Annotated in this window: 20 protein-coding genes; 17 read left to right on the top strand and 3 right to left on the bottom strand. The window is 33.8% G+C overall.

Going from position 1 to position 20,811, the window contains the following annotated elements; translation table 11 throughout:
• Window positions 1–141 precede the first annotated feature (141 nt).
• The 17 genes from C4F50_RS03965 (at window position 142) to C4F50_RS03885 (ending at window position 13,630) form a co-directional block, all read left to right on the top strand.
• Window positions 142–684, top strand: a complete 543-nt coding sequence (locus tag C4F50_RS03965; RefSeq protein ID WP_193845123.1) for a DUF1599 domain-containing protein — start codon at window positions 142–144, stop codon at window positions 682–684.
• A 93-nt stretch (window positions 685–777) separates the two neighbouring features.
• Complete coding sequence (locus tag C4F50_RS03960) at window positions 778–1,899, top strand: BT_3928 family protein (RefSeq protein WP_193845122.1); 1,122 nt, start codon at window positions 778–780, stop codon at window positions 1,897–1,899.
• Between the two features lie 109 nt (window positions 1,900–2,008).
• Complete coding sequence (locus C4F50_RS03955) at window positions 2,009–3,475, top strand: hypothetical protein (protein ID WP_193845121.1); 1,467 nt, start codon at window positions 2,009–2,011, stop codon at window positions 3,473–3,475.
• A 467-nt stretch (window positions 3,476–3,942) separates the two neighbouring features.
• Entirely contained in the window at window positions 3,943–4,437 is a 495-nt protein-coding gene (locus tag C4F50_RS03950; protein WP_193845120.1) for a TlpA family protein disulfide reductase, read from the top strand.
• Between the two features lie 81 nt (window positions 4,438–4,518).
• Complete coding sequence (gene tpiA, locus C4F50_RS03945; protein ID WP_193845119.1) at window positions 4,519–5,271, top strand: triose-phosphate isomerase; 753 nt, start codon at window positions 4,519–4,521, stop codon at window positions 5,269–5,271.
• A 226-nt stretch (window positions 5,272–5,497) separates the two neighbouring features.
• Window positions 5,498–6,331 carry a 50S ribosomal protein L11 methyltransferase gene (gene prmA, locus C4F50_RS03940; RefSeq protein WP_193845118.1) on the top strand — a complete coding sequence of 278 codons (834 nt, stop codon included), beginning with the start codon at window positions 5,498–5,500 and terminating at the stop codon, window positions 6,329–6,331.
• 34 nt (window positions 6,332–6,365) lie between these two features.
• Window positions 6,366–6,641, top strand: coding sequence for an ATP-dependent Clp protease adaptor ClpS (locus C4F50_RS03935; RefSeq protein WP_193845117.1), 276 nt, complete (start codon window positions 6,366–6,368; stop codon window positions 6,639–6,641).
• Between the two features lie 176 nt (window positions 6,642–6,817).
• Window positions 6,818–8,089 (top strand): sterol desaturase family protein, encoded by a 1,272-nt coding sequence (locus C4F50_RS03930; protein WP_193845116.1) that lies wholly within the window; start codon window positions 6,818–6,820, stop codon window positions 8,087–8,089.
• 8 nt (window positions 8,090–8,097) lie between these two features.
• On the top strand, window positions 8,098–8,793 hold the full coding sequence (locus C4F50_RS03925; RefSeq protein ID WP_193845115.1) for a lysoplasmalogenase: 696 nt from the start codon (window positions 8,098–8,100) through the stop codon (window positions 8,791–8,793).
• Between the two features lie 9 nt (window positions 8,794–8,802).
• Window positions 8,803–9,252 (top strand): 2-dehydro-3-deoxyphosphooctonate aldolase, encoded by a 450-nt coding sequence (locus C4F50_RS03920; RefSeq protein ID WP_193845114.1) that lies wholly within the window; start codon window positions 8,803–8,805, stop codon window positions 9,250–9,252.
• Window positions 9,253–9,277: 25 nt separating this feature from the next.
• Entirely contained in the window at window positions 9,278–9,604 is a 327-nt protein-coding gene (locus C4F50_RS03915; RefSeq protein WP_193845113.1) for a hypothetical protein, read from the top strand.
• 3 nt (window positions 9,605–9,607) lie between these two features.
• Window positions 9,608–10,042 carry a hypothetical protein gene (locus C4F50_RS03910; protein WP_193845112.1) on the top strand — a complete coding sequence of 145 codons (435 nt, stop codon included), beginning with the start codon at window positions 9,608–9,610 and terminating at the stop codon, window positions 10,040–10,042.
• A gap of 238 nt (window positions 10,043–10,280) precedes the next feature.
• Entirely contained in the window at window positions 10,281–11,099 is an 819-nt protein-coding gene (kdsA, locus tag C4F50_RS03905; RefSeq protein ID WP_193845111.1) for a 3-deoxy-8-phosphooctulonate synthase, read from the top strand.
• 19 nt (window positions 11,100–11,118) lie between these two features.
• Window positions 11,119–12,012, top strand: coding sequence for a hypothetical protein (locus tag C4F50_RS03900; protein WP_193845110.1), 894 nt, complete (start codon window positions 11,119–11,121; stop codon window positions 12,010–12,012).
• A 101-nt stretch (window positions 12,013–12,113) separates the two neighbouring features.
• Window positions 12,114–12,785, top strand: a complete 672-nt coding sequence (locus C4F50_RS03895; RefSeq protein ID WP_193845109.1) for a YiiX family permuted papain-like enzyme — start codon at window positions 12,114–12,116, stop codon at window positions 12,783–12,785.
• 85 nt (window positions 12,786–12,870) lie between these two features.
• A complete protein-coding gene (locus C4F50_RS03890; RefSeq protein ID WP_193845108.1) occupies window positions 12,871–13,323 on the top strand; it encodes a hypothetical protein in 453 nt (150 codons plus the stop codon).
• A gap of 4 nt (window positions 13,324–13,327) precedes the next feature.
• Window positions 13,328–13,630 carry a hypothetical protein gene (locus tag C4F50_RS03885; protein WP_193845107.1) on the top strand — a complete coding sequence of 101 codons (303 nt, stop codon included), beginning with the start codon at window positions 13,328–13,330 and terminating at the stop codon, window positions 13,628–13,630.
• Window positions 13,631–13,689: 59 nt separating this feature from the next.
• Here C4F50_RS03885 and C4F50_RS03880 read toward each other — a convergent pair whose 3' ends face one another.
• The 3 genes from C4F50_RS03880 to C4F50_RS03870 form a co-directional block, all read right to left on the bottom strand.
• Window positions 13,690–14,331: a porin family protein gene (locus C4F50_RS03880; RefSeq protein WP_193845106.1), complete on the bottom strand. Its 642-nt coding sequence runs from the start codon at window positions 14,329–14,331 to the stop codon at window positions 13,690–13,692.
• Between the two features lie 63 nt (window positions 14,332–14,394).
• Window positions 14,395–20,526: a M4 family metallopeptidase gene (locus C4F50_RS03875; RefSeq protein ID WP_193845105.1), complete on the bottom strand. Its 6,132-nt coding sequence runs from the start codon at window positions 20,524–20,526 to the stop codon at window positions 14,395–14,397.
• Window positions 20,527–20,614: 88 nt separating this feature from the next.
• Window positions 20,615–20,752 carry a hypothetical protein gene (locus C4F50_RS03870; RefSeq protein ID WP_193845104.1) on the bottom strand — a complete coding sequence of 46 codons (138 nt, stop codon included), beginning with the start codon at window positions 20,750–20,752 and terminating at the stop codon, window positions 20,615–20,617.
• Between the last annotated feature and the right edge of the window lie 59 nt (window positions 20,753–20,811).

Below are 20,811 nucleotides of genomic sequence, written 5' to 3'. Positions count from 1 at the left end.
CTTGAAACCTTTTGATAGTTTCAGGTAATCACCGTTAACACTTTGTTTAGAAAAAACTTGAAACAAAGAAAACCTTAAACTTGAAACTATTTAATATAATCCCTATTTTTGAAGAAATTTTAGCAAATATACAGCATATAAATGAAGAATACTTCCTTAGAATTTGATAATGTAATTACGGTTTGCCGCACCTTGTTTATCAATAAAATGACGGATTACGGCAGTGCATGGAGAATTTTACGCCTGCCTTCTTTGACAGATCAGATTTTCATAAAAGCACAAAGAATCAGAAGTTTACAGGAAAATGAAATCCGTAAGGTTGATGAAGATGAAAAAGGAGAATTTATCGGAATTATCAATTATTCGATCATGGCTTTGATTCAGTTAGAATTAGGAGTGGTAGAACAACCCGATCTTGACGTCGAAAAAGCAACGGAATTGTATGATGCTAAAGTAAAACTTACGAAAGAATTAATGGAGGCTAAAAACCATGATTATGGCGAGGCTTGGCGCGATATGCGTGTAAGTTCTTTAACTGATCTGATCCTTCAGAAAATCCTTCGCGTCAAACAAATTGAAGACAACAAAGGGAAAACAATCGTTTCTGAAGGCATTGATGCCAATTATCAGGATATGATTAATTATTCTGTTTTTGCTTTAATTTTAAACCCCATCAATAAATAGAAATTCCAAAAAATAAATTCCAAATTCCAATATTAAACTTTGGAATTTGGTCCCGATAGCTGTCGGGAGGAATTTAATTTTAAACATTTCCTCATGAAAAACATCATTACTCAATTTTCCCGATTATTTGTCGGTGTACTTTTTATCATTTCTGGATTAATTAAACTGAATGATCCTGTTGGTTTCTCTTATAAACTCGCTGAATATTTTAGCGAACCTGTTTTTAATATGCCGTTCTTAGAGCCTTTGGCTTTGGGCTTAGCAATCTTTTTAGTGATTTTAGAAGTTGTATTAGGTGTAATGCTTTTGGTTGGTTACAAATCAAAACTGACAATATGGGCTTTATTACTATTAATCGTTTTCTTCACATTCCTTACCTTCTACTCTGCTTATTTTGATGTAGTAAAAGATTGCGGATGCTTTGGAGATGCCTTACACTTAACACCTTGGCAGTCATTTACAAAAGATATTGTTTTACTCTTCTTTATTTTGATTTTATTTATTAATAAAAAGTTAGTTAAACCTTTATTTTCAAAGGCGGTAACCAATATCATTACTTTTATCAGCATTGCATTGTGCGTTTTTATGGCTGTTTGGGTTTTAAACCATAATCCGATCAAAGATTTCCGTCCTTTTAAAGTTGGAAATAATATCGAAAAAGGAATGGAAATTCCAGAAGGTGCACCAAAATCGGTTGTAGAAATGATTTTTATCTACAAAGTAAACGGAGTGGATAAAGAATTTACAGAAAAGGACTTAATGAATATTCCAGAAGGTGCTGTTTTTGTTGATCGTAAAGACAAAGTGATCACAGAAGGTTACGTTCCTCCTATTCACGATTTTACCATGACAAAAGACGATTCTGATTATAAGGAAGAATTGCTTCAAGAACCAAAATTAGTTGTTTTTGTAACTTATGATTTAACTAAATCAAATCCAGAAGGAATGCAAAAATTAGCAAAAGTAAGTCAGGATGCTAAAGCAAAAGGTTACAAAGTAATTGCAATGACAGCATCTGGAGCAGATGAAATTGCAAAAGCAAAAAAACAATACAACTTAGATGCTGATTTTTATTTCTGCGATGCTACCACTCTAAAAACAATCGAAAGAGCAAATCCAAGTATTGTAGTACTGCATAAAGGAACTGTAGTTCAAAAAGTACATTATAACGATACTGACGATTTAAAATTGTCTGATGTTGCTTATGGTCTTTAAAAATAATTGAGATTAAATATAGGGCGCCAATATTTCTAATTTTTTTAGATATATTGGCGCTTTTTTTAGCAGCAAAATAAATACCACATCCAAAGCAAACGCTATAACCATGATTTCAAAGATATCGAGAGCATTAAGCAGACAATTTTTTTCAAACCCACTACTCTTTTTATTTGTATTTGCATTGCTTACTTACGTCGTTTATGACACTTATATCAAAGCAACTTCTGGCAGTCATTTAATTCCAGTTAACATTATAGCACTGATGGCTGGAGTAATTTTTGAAAGTAAAAGAATTACCAGTAGATGGATTCTCGTAGTAATTATCGGTTTTGTGTCTTTTTTTATTGCCTTTGCATTTTTAAACTTTGTGAATAATGCAGATACACACAACAGACAAGGCATTACTGTCGTTTTTAATTATAGTATTCAAATTTGGCCTCCTATTTTTCTTGTACTATATTTCATTTTTTCGCTTCTATTTTACAAGTATAGAATAATCCCAAAATTAACCGAAGGAATAACGCTGCTTCAATCTATAGCTGTAATTTATTGGGTGGTAGATTCTGGACTTATTAGTACTGACAATATTTTCATTCAGATATTATTGGTAATTGGCTTACTATTTTCGTTATATTCGATTTTTCATGCCTTTACCAAAACTCATTTATCTGATACCCACAAGCTTACTCTAAGCATCTGGAGTTCTATAATTATGTTCCTTTTTGCTTTGGATAATCTTCATTTTATTGATCAGGCTGAACCAGTTGAAAGTATCGAAAACTTACTGCAAATACTTTACCTTGGTCTGCAATATTTCCTATTAGGGATTTCAAGTATTTATATTATACAAAACTTCATCATGTTATTTCGCTTTTTACCGCGTCCGGGGAAATTTTTTAATTCAAAATATTTCAAAAAAGTGAGAGAACTCAAAGATGATCATATTTATCGCTATTCAGATCAGCAGGTATCTCCATTGCATTCTTTATTTTGTATTATCTTTATTGGCACAATTTTCTTTTTAAATTATTACTACCAAATTGTTCCCAAACAATTTTTAATCTGGATGGCTTTTGTATCCTTTCCTTTTATAATAATGCTTTTCAATCATCTTACAGGAAAGAAATATTACGCTTATATCCTATTTATTTTTCTATTTATATCCTGCAATCAGAAAACTGATAAAATTGATCCTGATAATATCCGAATAAATGAAGTTGTTTCGGATCTGACTTCGGAACAAATTAAAAAAATAAAAAAGATTCACAAAACTTTTGAAGAAGTGGACAAAAGCACTTTAGAACAAACTATAACCAATTTTAAAAGAGACTTGCATCCTGATGTTGAAATTGAAATATGGATGCAGATGGCAAATGCTTACAAAGGTTATCTTAGAAAAAACAAAATAAACTTAGAAGAAAAGAAAGAAGTTTTTAAACTGATTTTATCCCGTTCGATGATGAGTTCTGAAGAAGCTATTAAAAACTCCGATTTACAATATCTTTCTAAAAAGGATGCGCAGGAAGTTTTAAGCTTTTATAACAATGAGCCGCAACCATTGGTTGTAGACTAAACGTAATCGGGACTTTAAAAGACGGTTACATTACGCAGTTTGTTTCGATTTAATCAGCAAATCCAGTAAAACTCAAAATAAATCATTTCAATAAAATCGAATTAAATGCGGTTTTAAAACACGGTTTTTTTTAATTAATCCGCAGATAATTGGATTGCTCCAAGTAAGAAATGGGCAAGTGGAAATTTGAGCTGAATTAGCATTTCATCAGACGTTTTTTTCATCAAAAAAAATATCAAAAAACTAAAATTTTGACCTTTTTTTATCCTCTGAAAAAGATTCATTTTAAAAATCGAAGGATTTTCAACCTACTATTACGATTTCATTCGTCATTTTTTAACCCAAAATCTTCGTTTTGTTACAAAATAGAAGACTCTTCAAATTTTGTTAATCTCCATTTAGCATTCAATTTGTTTGCTTAACTTTGTGAATTCGGTACTTACCAAAAACTTATTATAATTTACTATATGAAACAAATTGCTTTAATTGTAATTGCATTTATTACATTTTCATGTTCTCAGGCTCAGAAAACCACTTTCTCTAAAGAAGCTTTGTCTGAAAAACTTTTAGGAACTGACGATAGTCAGACAACTTTTAAAAACATTTTAAAAAAATATAAGGGAAAAACTTTGGTAATCGAGGTTTGGGCTTCTTGGTGCGGGGATTGTGTAAAAGCAATGCCAAAATTAAAAGAACTTCAGGCTAACAATCCAAGTGTATCTTACTTATTTATTTCGGCTGATAAAACAGCTGATAAATGGAAAGCAGGAATCGAAAAACACGAATTAAAAGGCGATCATTTTATGATGAATGACGGAATGAAAGGACTTTTTGGAAAAGCAATTGACTTAGACTGGATTCCGAGATACATTATTGTAGACAAAACAGGAAAAATTGTTTTATACCGTGCGATAGAAACTGATTTTGATAAAATCAATGAAACTTTACAAGGTTTAAAATAATTTTTGATAAAATAGCAATGTCAAAAAAGAATTCATTTTTGACTTTACTTCAATAAAAATAAAAAATAAAAAACTACCAAAATGAGAAAAAAGATTGTTGCAGGAAACTGGAAAATGCATAAAAATGCTGCACAGACAGAAGAATTATTAAGTGAATTAATTACAAAAATACCTGCTCAAACAAATGCACAAGTTATTGTGGCTCCAACATTTGTAAACTTACAAGCTGCTGTTGCAAAAGTAAAAAACACAACAATTGGTGTTGCTGCTCAAAATGTTCACCAAGCTGAAGGCGGTGCTTTTACAGGAGAAATTTCTGCAGATATGTTAACAAGCATTGGTGTAAACACTGTAATTCTAGGTCACTCTGAGCGCAGAGCTATTTTTCACGAAACAGATGCTTTAATCGCAAACAAAGTTGATACTGCTTTAAAACATGATATGACTGTTATCTTTTGTTTTGGAGAAGAATTAAAAGACCGTCAATCTGACAACCATTTCAATATTGTAGAAAACCAATTGCGCGACGGAGTTTTCCATATTGCAAAAGAATCTTGGTCAAAAATTGTATTGGCTTACGAACCTGTATGGGCTATTGGAACTGGAGAAACTGCTTCGCCGGAACAAGCTCAGGAAATGCACGAATTTATCAGAGAAACAATTCGTAAAGCTTTTGGAGCAGAAATCGCAGACGAAGTTTCTATCTTATACGGTGGTTCTGTAAAACCAGAAAATGCTAAAGAAATTTTTGGTAAACCAGACGTAGACGGAGGTTTAATTGGAGGTGCAGCTTTAAAAGCTGATGATTTCTTAGCAATTGTAACTGCTATCTAATTTTAGATTTTAGTCCCGATCCCGAAACCTCGGGACGGGATAGATTTTAGATTTTACCATAAAAAAAGCGTTCTTTGAACGCTTTTTTTATGGTCTTTTTTTATATGTGCTGTCAATTATTACAGTAATTACTGCTGCTCAAATTTATATTTACTTATATCACTTATATGGTTTAAAAAATTAAAAACTTTTACTTTCTATTCATACCTTTGCAAAAAAATTATTTATGTCGAATATATATTTAGGATATCATTTTACAATTGAACCAAAAGATCTGGGTTCTGAAATTTTAGTTGCAGAACTAGGCGAAAAAGCATTTGAAAGTTTTACAGAATCAGAGAACGGAATTTCTGCTTTTGTGAAGAAGGATTTATGGGACGAAAATATTCTGGACGATATTTATATTTTACAATCTGAAGAGTTTAAAATTAGCTATACAATTGAAGAAATCGATCAAGTTAATTGGAATGAGGAATGGGAAAAGAATTTTGAACCGATTGATGTGGACGGAAAATGTCACGTTCGTGCTCCTTTTCATCCAAAAACAGACGCTGAGTTTGATATTGTAATCGAACCGAAAATGAGTTTTGGAACAGGGCATCATGAAACTACACATATGATGATTCAGCATTTGCTTGAAATGGATGTTAACGGTTTAAAAACTCTTGACATGGGCTGCGGTACTGCTATTCTAGCTATTTTAGCCGAAATGAAAGGCGCTGCTCCTATTGATGCTATTGATATTGACAATTGGTGCTACCTCAACTCTATCGAAAATGCAGAACGCAATAATTGCAAACAAATCAGCGTTTATGAGGGCGATGCAGCTTTATTAGCGGGTAAAAAATACGATTTGATTATTGCCAATATCAACAGAAATATTTTATTGAATGACATGCAGGCTTATGTTGATTCTTTAAATCCAAAAGGGATTATTCTTTTTAGCGGTTTTTATGAAGAAGATATTCCGTTTATTGACGCTTCCTGCGTTGAAAAAGGATTAACTTATGTTAAAAAACTTCAAAGAAATAACTGGGTATCACTAAAATACGTAAATTAGATACTGATTATTCAGTACAAAAACTTATAAAGATATGAGTACTAAAGAAAAAGTAAGAGAAAAAGTTCGCGAGAAAGAAGCTGTCGCTTTTAATAACGAGATTATCGTCTACAATGATGATGTAAATACTTTTGATCATGTAATTGATACTCTTATGCGAGTGTGCAGCCACACAGCCGAACAAGCTGAGCAATGTTCTTTAATTGTTCACTACAACGGAAAATGCACTGTAAAAACAGGTCCGATTGACAAATTAAAACCTCAATGTACACAACTTTTAGAAGCTGGACTTAGCGCAGAGATCGTTTAATTGAAAATAATGTAAAGGCATTCAATTTTATTCTTTATTGGAATGAAATTGAATGCTTTTTAATTTCTACCAATTTTAAATTTATATAAATAACATATTCTAAACGGCTTAATTGCAAATAATTCAAGAGGCATTCTATTTTATTTTATATTTGACATCAAATAGAATGTTTTTTTATGGAAGAGTATGGAAAAATATTAATTATCGCAATGCCTGTTTTTCTGGTTTTGATCATAATCGAGAAACTTTACGGCATCTATAAAAAGAATGATACCGCACCATTAATCGACAGCGTTTCCAGTATCAGTTCTGGGATTACCAATTCTGTTAAGGATGTTTTGGGACTGAGCATTACTTTTATTTCCTACGAATGGCTGGTTTCTAAAATCGCTTTTCAGCACCTAGAGCCAAGTGTGCTCTCCTATTTCATTGCCTTTTTTGTAATTGATTTCTACGGATATTGGAGCCATCGATTGGCACATCAAATTAATTTTTTATGGAATAAACATGCCATTCATCACAGCAGCGAAGAGTTTAATCTGGCCTGTGCCCTACGTCAGCCTATCGCGAGTTTGGTTAATTTATTTACCTTTTTATTAATTCCCGCTGCTTTGCTGGGCGTTCCTGCTTCTGTAATTGCAATAACACTTCCGCTTCATTTGTTTTTACAGTTTTGGTACCATACCAAGCATATTAAAAAAATGGGTTTTGTAGAGCATATTTTGGTTACTCCATCGCACCATCGTGTGCATCACGCTATTAACCCCGAATATTTAGACAAAAATCATTCGCAGATTTTTATTTTTTGGGACAAACTTTTCGGCACTTTTCAGGAAGAATTAGATGCCGTTCCGCCTGTTTTTGGCATTACGAGACCTGCCCATACCTGGAATCCGATAAAAATCAATTTTCAGCATTTAAGTTTATTGATCAAAGATGCTTGGCGGGCACCAAAATGGAGCGATAAACTCACTATTTGGTTTAGACCAACTGGCTGGCGTCCAGAGAACTTTGAAGAGAAATATCCGGTACATAAAATCGAAAATGTTTACGATTTTGAAAAATACGGCATTCAGAATTCTCCAAAATTAGTTTATTGGTCCGTATTGCAGGTCTTGATTACACTGCTGTTTGTGAGTTATTTGTTTGACAATATTGCTAAAATCGGCCTTCCTGCTATTTTTATTTACGGTTTTTATATTTTTGCAACTGTATATAGCTGTGCAGAGTTAATGGACAAAAGCAGGTTTGCTGTTCTATGGGAAGGAATTCGTTTGGTATCTGCTATTTCAATTATCATTTTTTATGGTGATTGGTTTGGCTTAAATAAAGTTTTTTTTCTAAGCAATTATATTGTTTTAGCTTATGCCTGCTTATCATTTTTAGCGGCAGTTTATTTTGCTGCAATCGATTTTAAAACCAACCAAACCCAATATATAACTTCATAACCCCTATTATGAGAAATTCTTCCTTTTTTAAAATTTATGCAGTTTGCTGCATTGTATATCTCATCGTGCTGCTTACAGCTGATGAGAATTTGGATTTGTTTTTAAAACCAATTCTGATTCCTGTTCTTGGATTTGGAGCTTATTTTTACAGAAAGTTTCCCTCACAAAACACGCTGTTGGCGGCGCTTCTATTTTCTTGGATTGGAGATGTTATTTTGTTATTTACAGATTTAGGAGAAATTTACTTTATTTTAGGTCTGATTTCTTTTTTAACGGCACATCTTATCTATTGTATCCTTTTCAACAGACAAAACCGCATTAGCAAAAAAAGAAATAAAACTTTTTTTGTTATCGGAAGTATCTTAATTGCAGTTTATTTAATCGGAATGGTGACTGTTTTAATGCCTTACTTAGGAAATCTTGAAATACCAGTTGCGGTATATGCCACCGTTATTTCGATAATGCTTCTGTTTGCTTTTAATGGATTCTTGCTTTGGGAAAGGCCGGGCAGTAAATGGGTCTTTTTGGGTGCTTTATTTTTTGTCATTTCAGATAGTATTCTGGCGGTGAATAAATTTCATACTCCAATACCAAAAAGCTCGTTTTTTATTATGACAACGTATCTTCTGGCACAATATCTGATTGTAGTTGGTATTTTAAAACTGAATCCAAAAAAAATACAGCAAGTAGTCGAATACCAATAACCAGAAATCATGAAAAAAATAATCTTAGTTCTTTTTTTAGCATTAACCGCAGCTTCTTGTGTCAGCACCAAATCAACTTTAAAAAATGTGGACGATAATGCACCTGATTTAATATTAAAAAAAGACAACACTTTTGCCATTACACAATTTTCTAAGGATAAAAAGTACGGTTACGATCCTGATTATCCGATTAATATATTTTTTCAAAACACAAACAACGAGGCTTTAAATGAAACCCGTTTCTTAAATGCTCTGGCAGGACCAAACGGCGAAAAAATTACGTTTACAAGATTAGAAACCTGCTGTCCGTTCCCGACCAAAAGAAGCAATATGGGCGCCGGATTTCTTAATGTGTACGAACTAAAATGGGAAGGTCAGAAAAAGCCGGTTATCTTGTATTTAAATGTTTATGAAAAAGGAGTTTTGATGGTTCCGATGGGATTGAGACTGAAACAATAGTACTACAATAAAAGAACTAATAAAAATGTACGGAACATCGCCTTTTGTATTACTTGTAATTCCATTTTTGATTCAGATTATTTGGGGAAATAAAGCGATCAGAGAAACTACAAATTTAAAGTTTGGATATGTTTCCCTGCTTACAATTATTTTACAAATTCCTTTATCGATCCTTTCGGTTTATATCGCTTCTGAGAATGTAAATGCGAATTCAGAATATGGAAACAAATGCGGTTTAATAATGTTAGGAATTGTGGCTTTAAATTTTCTATTTGCAGTTTTACTTTTGATTACTATTACGGTACAGTTTTTTATTAAAAGATACCGCGATAAGAAAGCCGCGTTAAAATAAATTATGATTAAAGTAAATTCTATTCTGGTTGTATTTGCAGCATTTTTACTGCTTCTATTCCCGTATTATATTGTTTACTTACAATCTGATTTTTTATCATCAATAGTTCCTGGATGGCACACTGACCTTGAAGGAGGAAAACTAATTTTAGATCTTCTAAAGTTTTTATTCTTAGCGATCACTACTTTTCGCTATTGGAAACTTTCCAAAATTAAAAAAGAAATTGAGCTTAAAAATTTTGTAATTCATTGTTCTATTATACTGCCGGCTGTTTTATTAAGCAAAATAAATCTGTACAATCTGCTCAACTTTCATTCTGCTGCTCCTGATAGTTTTATAAAACAAATTCAACTTATAATTTGGATAAATTCTTCTGCTAATATTTTATTTTTTAGCGGTTTTATCTGGTTCCTTATTTTTTATAAAAAGTTAACTTAATTTTTCTTAATTCCACCTCAGCCCTAGCCCTGATAGGAGCGGAAATCCTTTTTTGAGAAAACCTGTTTTTTCTGGTCGTTGCAGAGCGACCAGCGGAAGCTCCTGCAAGGATCAAGAAAAAAGGGTTTTAGAGAAAAAGATTGAAGCGAATAGCAGGAATAGCTTCATAAATAATTCTTAAATCTTCATCTGGTATTCATAAATCATAACTACCTTTGCACTACCAAAATTTCATACAATGAACATACACAATATTCCACAAATCAAGCATACTGAAAGCGGAAATTTCTTTTTATTGGCGGGGCCTTGCGCTATCGAAGGAGAAGAAATGGCACTTAGAATTGCTGAAAAATTAGTTGGTATTACCGACAATCTTCAGATTCCTTATGTTTTTAAAGGATCTTTTAAAAAAGCGAACCGTTCTAGAATCGATAGTTTTTCTGGAATTGGTGACGAAAAAGCATTAAAAATCTTAAGAAAAGTTTCAGAAACTTTTCACGTTCCGACTGTTACGGATATTCATACTAACGAAGATGTTGCCATGGCAGCGCAATATGTTGATGTTTTACAAATTCCGGCTTTCTTAGTACGCCAGACCGATTTGGTTGTTGCTGCTGCAAATACTGGAAAAGTAGTAAACTTGAAAAAAGGACAATTTATGAGTCCTGAAAGCATGAAACATGCTGTTCAAAAAGTATTAGACTGTCATAACGAGAATGTTATGGTTACAGATCGCGGTACTATGTTTGGCTACCAAGATATGATTGTTGACTTTAGAGGAATTCCTACTATGCAGCAATATGCTTCGACAGTACTAGACGTAACGCATTCTTTACAACAACCAAACCAAACTGCGGGTGTAACCGGCGGTAGACCAGATATGATCGAAACAGTTGCAAAAGCAGGGATTGCAGTTGGTGTAGACGGTATTTTTATCGAAACGCATTTTGATCCTGCTAATGCAAAAAGTGATGGCGCTAATATGCTTCATTTAGACTATTTTGAAGGTTTAATGAATAAGTTAGTTGCTATTAGAAAAACAGTAAACGCCTTTTAATTTATAATACTTAAGTTCTTTGAAAACAAAAATTTTATTTTTCTTTCTGACTTGTGTTTCATTAAACACTTTTGCTCAGGAAGAAATACCAGTACAAAAATATGCTGCACATAATAAAGGTAAATTCTTTGTAATGTGGGGCGGGAATAGAGAAACTTACTCGGATTCTGATGTGAATTTTAGAGGTAAGGATTACAACTTTACTGTTGATAATATGAAAGCTCATGACAAACCAAAAGGCTGGCATGTTGATTATATTAATCCGGCTAATATGACCATTCCTCAGACCAATTTGAGATTGGGTTATTTCTTTAGCGATCATTACAGTGTAACAATTGGTGTGGACCATATGAAATATGTAATGACACAAAATCAGACAGCAAATGTTACAGGAAACATCAATTTACCTGCAGATCAGGCTGGTTCTATTTACAATGGAGTGTATAATAACAGACCTGTAGACATGTCTCAAGGTGGTGCTATGGAAGGCGGCGGTTCTTCTACAGGCGGTACTCCTTTTTTAATTTATGAGCATACAGATGGTTTGAATTACATTAATACAGAGGTTTCTAGATTTGACGATATTTCGAAATTGTTTAGTCTGCCAAATATTGATAAGGTTCAGATTAACTTAACAGAAGGTTTAGGCGCTGGAGTTTTATACCCTAAAACAAATACAACGCTTTTGGGTAAAGATCGTCATGATGATTTTCATATCTCGGGTTACGGAGTTTCTGCAAAAGCAGGTTTAAACGTTACTTTTTTTAAACACTTCTACATTCAAGGAGAGTTAAAAGGCGGTTACATCAACATGCAGGACATTAGAACTACTTTAAGCAGTGATGATAAAGCTTCTCAGGATTTCTTTTTCTTTCAGAAAATTATTGCTGTGGGAGGGATTTTTAGAATCTAATCCAGGCTTTAAAATATATTTAAAAATAGCTGTCATTTTATTTGGCAGCTATTTTTTTTATTATTTACTTTGTACTTCAAAGTACTTTAAAAACATAATTAATGAAGACTAAATATCTATTTCCAATTACTACGTTTATCCTGAGTTTTGGATGTGCTCTTTTTGTTGCCATAAAGGTATTCCCTAATAATCCGTTTACCGGAAATAAGGTAGAGGCAAATGCTGCGTCTAATATCAAAGAGGGAGATCTGATCTTTCAAACTTCAGAATCGAAACAATGTGAGGCGGTACGAATTGCTACGAATTCTAAATTTTCGCATTGTGGTATTATCTTTAAAGAAAATGGCCGCTGGATGGTTTTTGAAGCTGTTCAGCCTGTAAAAACTACTCCCCTGGAACAATGGATTCAACACGGCAGAGATTCTAAATATGTGATCAAAAGGCTTAAAGATACGAGCGCACTAACTACTGATGCACTGCTGAAGATGAAAAATTACGGAAAATCGCTTGTAGGAAAAGAATACGATGCTTATTTTGAATGGACGGACAATCGTATTTATTGCTCTGAATTAATCTGGAAAGTATACAAAAATGGCGCTGGAATAGAATTGTGCCAAACGAAATTATTGAAAGATTTTAATTTGACAGATCCGAGGATTCAACCCATTTTACAGGAGAGATATGGAAACGAAATTCCGCTTGACGAAAAAGTGGTTGCTCCTTCTGACCTTGCTGATTCTAACTTACTTAAAACAATTACAGATACTTATTAATTTTATAATAAGCCGGTAATACCCAATCCGGCTTTTTATTTATCGTTTTACTTTGAAATTCAAAGAACTTTATAAATTTAACTTTATGAGAGATTATTTAATAGAAAGACTGTACGAATGTTCTAAAAAACCGTATCAGAAATATTTTAAGAAAAATGAGCCTTGGAATATAGATAAAACTTCATTAATGGATTATCCCAAAGAAAGTCTGGGTTTTGGTTTGGGGAGTTTTTTACATAAAAATCATTTTGATATTCAGGAAAAACTAGAAGATCACGATATAATACATGTCTTGACCAATACAGGAATTTCTGTTTATGAAGAAATCGGAATGCAGTATTACCTTTTTGGAAATGGTAAAAGAAGCTTGTATCTCTTTATGGTAATGCTGACGGGGACTATTTTTTACCCAAAACGCATAAAGTATTTTATGCAACAATTTCAAAAAGGAAAACAAGCACTTCCGTATCATTATTTGGATTTTTCAAAAATGCTGCTTATTCCTGTTCAATCTATTCAACAAACTTTTAAAATTTAAAACTATGAAAACTATACCGCAACACTTTGAAGAAAAACAATCTCTTGAACTGGCTATTGGCACTTTTACAATTTGCACGCTTTTGTTTATGCTGTACATTGTATCAAAAGAAAATGCAATCGTTTTGGTTATTGCATGGCCTTTTGCTTTGGCGTGCATTATTGTTAACTTAATTATGTTCATTCATTTGACTGATCGATTTATTCATCTTCCAGAATATCGAAAAGATATAGCGGTTAAGATTTTGCTTTTATTGTCTAATATTCCTATTACGTTTTTGTATTATACGATTATAATGAAAGCATAAAAAAGAAGCAGCCTCAAATAGAGACTGCTTCTTTGGGTTTGGAAGTTGGCTGCTATTAATTATTTGAAAAAATAACCAATAGTTATTTGAAAAACTCTGTTTTTCATGTCATTGCTGATAAAATGATTTACATCTCCTTTTTTAAAAACATTGGAATAGGAAATATTATATCTTAAATCTGCATAAAACTTTTCTTTGAATTGATACCCTAAACCAAAATTTACCGAGGTATCTATGCCACTTGAATACTCTTTTAGATTGAGGCTTTCCTTATTTTCATAACCTAAAAAATTATCCTGATATTTATTATTCGCTTTTAAAAGTATTCCTATTTGTGGACCGGCCTGAACACTTAAACCCTGTATTAGATAATATTTCAGCATTACCGGAATGTTTAAATAGTTCAGTTTGAGTGTGCCATTATAATTTGAATTTGTTACATCAGGATCAGAAAAGGAAGTTTTTGTTCCCTGCTGGCTGTATAATAATTCTGGCTGAAGCGAAAAGTTTTTCACTACAGGAATTTCGACCATAATTCCTGCTGTAAATCCTGTTTTTTCAGAGGAGTTTAATTCGTTTTCATCGTACGTAAGTGTCGAAAGATTTAATCCTGCTTTGATACCCATTTTCACTTTTTCAGTTTGGGCAGCTGCCGCAGCACTCAAAAACAGTGTGCCTAAAATAATTATATATTTTTTCATCGTAATTATTTGTTTTAAGAATTACAGCTCTCCAAACCGAGAGCTGCTTTCTTTATATAATTGTTAGTTTTTAATAATTTTTGCCGTATATCTTTTACCCTGTACCTGACAGTCTAAAACATACATTCCACTATTTAATGCACTTACATTGATGCTTGACGGCATAGCAGCATAGCTTTTTTTCCACACTTCTTTTCCATCTGCTGCATAAATTTTGATTTGTGTTTCGCCTTCTGCTTTGTCTGCCAAAAAGATATTGACGGTATCAATGGCCGGATTTGGGAATACTCTAAAGGCATTTGTTATTTTTCCTAAAAGCATTCCTTTTGAATCAAACGGTGCCGAAATATTGTTACAGCCATTATTATTGGTTACCTGAAGACTGTAATTTCCTTCCCAGAAAGCAACGATAGATTTTTCGGTTGCATTTGGTATAGGTCTGTCGTTTAAGTACCATTGATAAGAAGCTGCATCAATTGAAGCGGTCAGTTTTTTATCGCCTGCCACTCTAATTTCTGGTACTACGTTGTTTTCAAGTATTGAAATCGTTGTGCTGAATGTCTGGCCCAGTCCGTTTTCATTGTAAACCGTTACAAAATAAGTACCGCTTTCTGTTGCCGGATAAGTGGCGTCTGTTGAGCCGTCAAACCATTCATAAGCTTGGTAATCTCCAGGAGATAAAACAACTTCGGGACCGCAAACGTCTCCACTAACTAAGTCAGATTCAAAAGTATCAAATGTTACTTTTAAAGTTTCTGTAAGTATACAGCCGTTTTTCAATGTGGCTGTTACGGTATAATCTCCTGCTTTGTTTATTTCAATATCATTAGTACTTTCTCCTGTATTCCATTTGTATGAAGCAACTTCTAGTTTATTAAAACTAAAATTAGTGGCCGCATCAACATACAGGGTTTTGCCTGTGTAGCCATGAATTGTCGGATTATCGAATATTTTAAAATCGCTGGCAGTTTCCTGATAAACAAACTCTTTTATTTCATTGTTTTGCAAAACAGCATCGTTTTCCAGTTTTGCATTTATATTAAATACGTGCGATATTCCTTTTTCATTTAGTTTTGGCTGTTTTTTAAAAGCATACTCTACACTTTGACCAACAGGAATTTCTGTTTCAATAATTTCTGAAATAGTTTCGTTTGTGTTGGCATAGTTTACCACTAATTCAATAGCATTTTTTTGAATTGCAACTTTGCCTTCGTTGGTCAGCTTAACCTTAACTTCAGATGTACCGCAGATGTCTTTTGGCGAAAGCAATGTTACAGATACGTCCTGAATAGGATCTGTGGTTATTTTTAAATCGTCTAAAATCATATACGAATAACCGCCTGCTTTTGCATGTCTAAATCTGAACATTACCGATTTTCCAGCATATTTGCTTAGGTTTATTATTCCTTTCAGCCATTCACTGTCTGCATAGGCTCCGCTTCTTGAATTTCTAAATTCTTCTTTCCAATCGCTTCCCGCTGTTTTAATATCGACAATAAAAGCGTTGTTGTAATTACTATTCATTGCATAATAAAACTCTAAAGCGCCGGCATTTTCAGCTAAATGATACATTGGCGAAATTAATTCTCCATAAACAGCAGAATATTCCAATGGGTTGTAAAGCATTGTGGCAGCTCCATCTCCTGTGTGGTCTTTTTTAGGAATTCCCAAGTTTGTATTCTCAGGCGTAGTTATTGCGCTCCAAGGATAATTTTGGTCACTCTGGCTGGATACAAATCCTTTTGTTCCCAATAATGCCCCCAGAGGCACGTCTGAAAACGTTTGTGTATTCAATACCAGCGCTTTTGCCATTACCTCAAATCTTCCTGTAAGACTTGTTATTTTATCTTTTGGCTGTCCGTCTGTATATACTTTTACAGCTATTTCGTAATTTCCTGCCGGCAGCTGTGGAATACCGTCTATTTTATAAGCACTGGTTTGATATTCAAACAACTCTGTATTTCTTTCTAATACAACAGGTTTACCAATAGCGTTACCGTTTTGAGAAATTTGATATTCTACGATAATTTTATTAATTGTGCTGTATGTTAAATTTTTTGCACTGATATAAAACTCGTGTGAAGGCGCATCTTCGTAAACAGTTGCAGCAATACTTAAATTAGACAATTGTAGAAAATCTTGTTTTTCTTCGATTTTAATATTATCTATTGCAAAACCATTCGCAAACAATCCGTTATCATCATGTACAAATGCTATGATAACACAAGGTTTTCCTGCATAAGGTGTTAAGTCTACACGATATTCTATCCAATTGGTAATGTAAGATGCTTTAAACACCTGTTCCCATGTTTTACCTCCGTCTGTACTTACTTTTACATATCCATCAGAAAACCTCTGCCCATCTGCAAAACCGTCAAATGTTAAATGAGCTTCTTTGTAATTACTTAAATCAAATACCGGCGAGAGCAGCATATCGTTTGAGGCATCACAATTGCATTTATCGTCATTACTTGCCATAAAATGATCGTGGCCTTCTAAGAACCATCCCGGAGAGCCTAACTCTTGGCTTGTACCGTATATCCATCCTGCACTGGTTTTGTTTTGAAAACTTCTCCATCCTTTATATTTGTTTTCGCCTTCAAAATCCATTGTATATGGAAGTGTGGTTACTTTCATATCGTCATTATTCCAATTGTCATAGGTAAATGTGATCGTGTTGTTTTCTGGCTTCTGATCCTGAGCCATATCTTCGGGAAAAACAGAAACTACAATGGTATGTCTTCCTATGGTTTTCAAATTAATGTTTGGTATAGAATAATTTATCGTGTCTTTAAATTTGGTAAATACTAAAGAGGCTTTTTCAGTTTTTGAAAAAACTTCATTTTGAGCACTATCCAAAATTTTAACCGCAACAGTAACCTGCTCACTTGTGGTGGAGAAATTATTAACGATTGTGGTATTAATAGCCAATTTATCATTATTAATATCACAGGAACCAGCATCTCCTTTTGCTGTTATAACTTCTAGATCGTAAGTGGCATTGTCTACACGAACATTATCTATAAAGGCTCCCATAAAACTACTAACAGCATCAGAAGTCACTACGCGGAAACGAATAGCGGCTTTTTTTCCTGCAAGGTCGTTCAAGTACATTCCCATAGGTTTTTTATCGGTAATATTATTCACTGCAGTAAACCAAGGTCCTTCAACTAAATCATTATAATGTACCGTTTCATTATATTTAACATCTTCGACTTTTTTCCAGTTTTGATTGTCCTCAGAATATTCAATAATTAATCCGTCAGCTCCTCTGGTAAAAAAGTAAACCATATCAAATTCCACATAAGGTGAAACTACATTAGTAAAATCAAATATTGGGGATTGCAATGTAAAATCAGCATTTGCAGGAATCTTTTCATTATTACCATATTTTACAGTTCCCCATAAATATTTTGAATTGGTGTCTCTAAATGAAATCTGAGGTGTTTGCTGCCATACAAATTTTTGGCTGGTAAGTATTGATTTTGAATACCAGCCTCCTGGTGTATTTTCAAAATCCTGAAAATACGGAAATTGGTTTACAATGCCATTATATACCGCATTTACAGCGCTATTATTGGTTGTTACAGGGTCATTACTGTATTCTACAAAAACTTCGTAGGCATGTAATCCTGCAGCAGATAAATCTACGCTGCCTAACGGAATCGACATTTCTGAATTCTTACTGAAAGCTGTTTCCAATGTGATGTCTTTCCATATCACTTCATTTCCGTCCAATTTGTTTCTATACCCTACTCTCAACGCAGACCCTGCTGGTATATCCTGACAGCCCAGATTATAGAGCGATACAGCCAATGGATGGTTTGCAGTTAAAATCTGTCCTGTATATTCCGGCAGATTTAAGCCTGTAACTTTAAGATCAAAATCTTTTTCGCCAGGAGGAATCACAAAAGTCGAAACAAAAGAAATTCCGTCTTTGGCACCAAATTCTGCAATAGGTTTAAAATCAAATTTAACTTCTACATAATTGGTGACCGTTGCACCTATTCTAAACGGAATCTGCTCCTGAATTTTTATTACTGTTTCTTCTCCTGACTGTAAGTCTTTTGCAAGTTTAACAACAGCATCGTTAGTATACGTCGTTGATAATCTGCCGCCAAATCCTGGAACCATTAATCTGATTTTGTAATTAAGACCTTCATCTGACTTGATTACACTAGAACCTGTATTTTTTATTTTGATGTAAAAAGGTTCATTCCCTTTCAAAGTTCCACAAGCGGCAGTTGGTTTTTCGATCGAAACAATAGAAATCTGTTTATTGGCATACGCTACTCCTACTCCTACTGCATACCAAGCATTTGTAATTTGTTTGTATTCATCAGAACCTAACCCGTACAAATCTTCTGCAACCATTAAAGTTGCCTGACGCATATCGCTGAAGTTGGATGAAGGCGACAAATACTCTGTAAGTGTGATGTAAGCAATTTTCTCAGCTTTTGCCAAGCCAATTCCTTTAACATCATAACTATTATTAAGGTCGTTTACACCCTGACCTCCTTCAGCTATCAAATAATACCAGTAATTAGCAACCCCGCTGTTTATGTGAACTCCGCCATTATCATAGCTCAAATTTGTTGGCGCAATCCAGTTTACTCCTCCATAAGTACTTGGCTGTCCCTGTGCTTTTGGGTTGCCCATATTTCGCATACTTCCATAGCTGTACAATTCATCTCCAAGCAGCCAGATCGCATCTTTAGATTCTCTGCCTACATAAAATTCAACAGAAACTCCAAAAATATCACTAAATGCTTCGTTTAAAGCACCCGATTCTCCCTGATAAATTAATCCGGCTGTAAAACGTGTTACACCATGTGTTAATTCATGAGCTGTGATTCCTAAACCTGTATAAGGCGTATTGATTCCGTCTCCAAACTGCGCCCAGCCTCCTGTCCACGAAGCGTTTTCTACATTGGTGCCTAAATGTGCAAGACCAATAATGGTCATTCCTTTGTTGTCGATACTGTTTCTATTGAATTTTTCGCCATAATATTCAATCGTTTTTTGCATTCCCCAATGAATATCAAGAGCTACCTCATCGTGATCTTTATTATGTAATTCGTTCCAGATATTATCCTGATCAATATATTCTGTAATAACCTCATCTGAAGCTTCTTCAGCATGATTCATGTTCCAGGTATACATCGGTACATTGTATTTTCCTTGTGAACCTTCTAGTTTAAATCCTTCTGGATATTGTGTGGTGTTAAAGGTAACTTCTCCAGAATATCTCGATTTACCTTTACCTAAACTTTGAGCTGCAAGACCAGAATCGTGGCTTAGATCAATAGTAAGAACTACTTTTCCTGAGTTTGCATCAACATAAATGGTCTGGCTTGATTGCGGACTAATCGCGTAGATATCATATTTCCAAGTCAGATAGTAAGCCGTTAACTGAGAAGAAAAGTTAGGCCCCACGTATACTAATTCCCCCTGTGGTTTTGTGCTGATTTCTTTATTGAGCACGGTGCCTAACTTTTTACTTTCCCATACATATTGTTTTGCATTTACGGTTTTAAGAGCTATCTCTAAACCTGCAGCAGCGCTTATTTTATAATTGCTGCTTTCAGGCAGTTTTTTGGCTGTAGTACCAAAAGCATCAATTTTGGTTTTATTTTCTCTAATCTTGTAGATTGCGCCTTCAATAGGAACTGCGTTATGCATTTGCTGATATGTAGCGAGAGTTCTGCCATGATTATCAGAAATTGATTTTAACTGCATTTTATCTGACTTTGATAAATCAAAATCTCCTTTTTTAACTTCGAATATGTTTTTTGCAGTCAAACTTGCCGATTTAGCAAAGGACTTTACATTGGTTTTAACAGAATCCTGCGCACTTGTTTTTTCAGCATCGCTTATTTTTTGTACTACTATTTTTTGGCTTTCCTGTGCTTGCTTTTTAATAGCTTGACTTTCTTGTTCTGAAAGTTTTATGCCTTTTATCTCTTCTTGTTGTTTTTCTTCTTGTACAGAGAGATTGACGGCATTGTTTCCTGCATTCGAGTTGGAATCATTTTTTTTTGAAACTTGCTCTTTTGGTGCATCGGGCGCACTGATTGCCATTTTTGCGCCGGTATTTTTTACGTTTGGAAAAGGTGACTGAGCCATTCCTCCGGAACAGGCCAAGAAACTTAACAAAACAAATAAATACCTCATCTTGAAGTAAATCTGGTTCATCTTTTTAAAATTTAAATTACTATTATGGTTTTCTAGGTTATTAAGCTGTACTACTGCATGACAAAGTCATAAAAGCCGACTGTGAAAATCAATTTGGTGTTGGATTTTCGGGATCTTCTTTTGTTATTTTTTGCAGAATCTTTAAGAGTATTTTCTTTTTTGTTTTTGCTTCTTCTAAAAGCTCTTCTAAACTTTTAGGAGGCTGTTTCTTTTTTCTCCCCGTCATTTTTTATTATTTTACATCGACTGGGTAAATGTAGAATGGTGCTCTAGATTTTGAAGAAA

This window comes from Flavobacterium hungaricum, assembly GCF_015182285.1.
GTDB classification, from domain to species: Bacteria; Bacteroidota; Bacteroidia; order Flavobacteriales; family Flavobacteriaceae; genus Flavobacterium; species Flavobacterium hungaricum.
This window is presented reverse-complemented; position numbering and strand designations above follow the sequence as displayed.